Genomic DNA, 3,129 nt, shown 5'->3' with positions numbered 1-3,129 from the left:
GGTGGTTCCACAGCGCTGTTTTCATCAGGAAGACGGTTGGAGCAGCGCAGTGCGCCGGCTCGGATGCGGTTTCCGTGCAGTTCCCACCGCGGGTGCGGAAGGAGCCTGGTAAAAGCAAATCCCCGCAGCGTATGCAGCGGGGATTTTCAGTAAAGACCCTGGCGATGACCTACTCTCGCAAGGCTTAAGCCTCACTACCATCGGCGCAGCTACGTTTCACTTCCGAGTTCGGGATGGGATCGGGTGGTTCCATAGCGCTAATTTCACCAGGGAGACAGTTGGAGCGTCGCCGGCTTTTCATTCGAGCAACCGGGAGTGATCCCTTGGTTACTTGAGTAAAAAGCGCATAAAGGCGCTCAGTCTCACGTTTGGTCTTGTGACGTAGCGTGCACTTGGATCTATCGACATGTCATGTCGGCCAAGGCAACTTGAGGTTATATGGTCAAGCCACACGGATCATTAGTATCAGTTAGCTCAATACATTGCTGTACTTACACACCTGACCTATCAACCACATAGTCTATATGGTTCCTTTAGGGGGCTTGTGCCCCGGGAAGTCTCATCTTGAGGCACGCTTCCCGCTTAGATGCTTTCAGCGGTTATCGTTTCCGAACATAGCTACCCGGCAATGCCACTGGCGTGACAACCGGAACACCAGGGGTTCGTCCACTCCGGTCCTCTCGTACTAGGAGCAGCCCCTCTCAAACTTCCAACGCCCATGGCAGATAGGGACCGAACTGTCTCACGACGTTCTGAACCCAGCTCGCGTACCACTTTAAATGGCGAACAGCCATACCCTTGGGACCGACTACAGCCCCAGGATGTGATGAGCCGACATCGAGGTGCCAAACACCGCCGTCGATATGAACTCTTGGGCGGTATCAGCCTGTTATCCCCGGAGTACCTTTTATCCGTTGAGCGATGGCCCTTCCATACAGAACCACCGGATCACTAAGTCCTAGTTTCCTACCTGCTTGATCCGTCGATCTTGCAGTCAAGCACGCTTATGCCTTTGCACACAGTGCGCGATGTCCGACCGCGCTGAGCGTACCTTCGAGCTCCTCCGTTACTCTTTAGGAGGAGACCGCCCCAGTCAAACTACCCACCATACACGGTCCCCGATCCGGATTACGGACCTAGGTTAGAACGTCAAGCACGACAGGGTGGTATTTCAAGGATGGCTCCACTGCAGCTAGCGCCACAGTTTCATAGCCTCCCACCTATCCTACACAGACGAACTCAACGTTCAGTGTAAAGCTATAGTAAAGGTTCACGGGGTCTTTCCGTCTTGCCACGGGAACGCTGCATCTTCACAGCGATTTCAATTTCACTGAGTCTCGGGTGGAGACAGCGCCGCCATCGTTACGCCATTCGTGCAGGTCGGAACTTACCCGACAAGGAATTTCGCTACCTTAGGACCGTTATAGTTACGGCCGCCGTTTACTGGGGCTTCGATCAAGAGCTTCGCCTTGCGGCTGACCCCATCAATTAACCTTCCAGCACCGGGCAGGCGTCACACCCTATACGTCCACTTTCGTGTTTGCAGAGTGCTGTGTTTTTGATAAACAGTCGCAGCGGCCTGGTTACTTCGGCCATCGTCAGCTTTAGATCGCATGATCCACCGACAATGGCGCACCTTCTCCCGAAGTTACGGTGCCATGTTGCCTAGTTCCTTCACCCGAGTTCTCTCAAGCGCCTGAGAATTCTCATCCTACCCACCTGTGTCGGTTTACGGTACGGTCTGCGTAAGCTGAAGCTTAGGAGCTTTTCCTGGAAGCGTGGTATCAGTGACTTTGTCATAAAGACTCGTCTCGGTGCTCGGTCTTAAAGGATCCCGGATTTGCCAAAGATCCAAACCTACCGCCTTTCCCCAGGACAACCAACGCCTGGTACACCTAACCTTCTCCGTCCCTCCATCGCACTTACGCGAGGTGCAGGAATATTAACCTGCTTCCCATCGACTACGCATTTCTGCCTCGCCTTAGGGGCCGACTCACCCTGCGCCGATTAACGTTGCGCAAGGAAACCTTGGGCTTTCGGCGTGCGGGTTTTTCACCCGCATTATCGTTACTCATGTCAGCATTCGCACTTCCGATACCTCCAGCAAGCTTCTCAACTCACCTTCACAGGCTTACGGAACGCTCCTCTACCGCGCATAACAAAGTTATGCACCCCAAGCTTCGGTTCTGTGCTTAGCCCCGTTAAATCTTCCCCGCAGACCGACTCGACCAGTGAGCTATTACGCTTTCTTTAAAGGGTGGCTGCTTCTAAGCCAACCTCCTGGCTGTCTGTGCCTTTCCACATGGTTTTCCACTTAGCACAAAATTTGGGACCTTAGCTGTGGGTCTGGGTTGTTTCCCTTTTCACGACGGACGTTAGCACCCGCCGTGTGTCTCCCATACAGTCCGTCTCGGTATTCGGAGTTTGCAATGGTTTGGTAAGTCGCGATGACCCCCTAGCCATAACAGTGCTCTACCCCCGAGAGGATACATATGAGGCGCTACCTAAATAGCTTTCGAGGAGAACCAGCTATCTCCGGGTTCGATTAGCTTTTCACTCCTAATCACACCTCATCCCCTACCTTTGCAACGGGAGTGGGTTCGGGCCTCCAGTGCGTGTTACCGCACCTTCACCCTGGGCATGACTAGATCACCCGGTTTCGGGTCTACTGCCCGCGACTATGCGCCCTTATCAGACTCGGTTTCCCTTCGCCTCCCCTATACGGTTAAGCTTGCCACGAACAGTAAGTCGCTGACCCATTATACAAAAGGTACGCAGTCACTCTTTCGAGCTCCTACTGCTTGTACGCACACGGTTTCAGGATCTATTTCACTCCCCTCTCCGGGGTTCTTTTCGCCTTTCCCTCACGGTACTGGTTCACTATCGGTCGGTCAGTAGTATTTAGCCTTGGAGGATGGTCCCCCCATATTCAGACAGGGTTTCACGTGCCCCGCCCTACTCGTCTTCACTGGAATGGCCCTTTCAAATACAGGGCTATCACCTTCTATGGCCGGCTTTTCCAAACCGTTTTTCTAGAACCATACCAGCTTAAGGGCTGTTCCCCGTTCGCTCGTCGCTACTCAGGGAATCTCGGTTGATTTCTTTTCCTCTGGTTACTTAGATATTTCA

The 3,129-nt window shown here is 53.3% G+C and carries 2 rRNA genes (1 of these 2 running past the window's edge); both read right to left on the bottom strand.

What is annotated here, in order from left to right:
* Nucleotides 1–156: 156 nt before the first annotated feature.
* Nucleotides 157–271, bottom strand: a 5S ribosomal RNA gene (gene rrf, locus ARC78_RS09115).
* Nucleotides 272–438: 167 nt separating this feature from the next.
* Nucleotides 439–3,129, bottom strand: a 23S ribosomal RNA gene (locus ARC78_RS09110); it runs 187 nt beyond the window's last position.

It is taken from the genome of Stenotrophomonas pictorum JCM 9942 (genome assembly GCF_001431585.1).
In the GTDB taxonomy this organism is placed as follows: domain Bacteria; phylum Pseudomonadota; class Gammaproteobacteria; order Xanthomonadales; family Xanthomonadaceae; genus Stenotrophomonas; species Stenotrophomonas pictorum.
The sequence above is the reverse complement of the archived record's forward strand: the minus strand, read 5'-3'. Positions and strand labels throughout refer to the sequence as shown.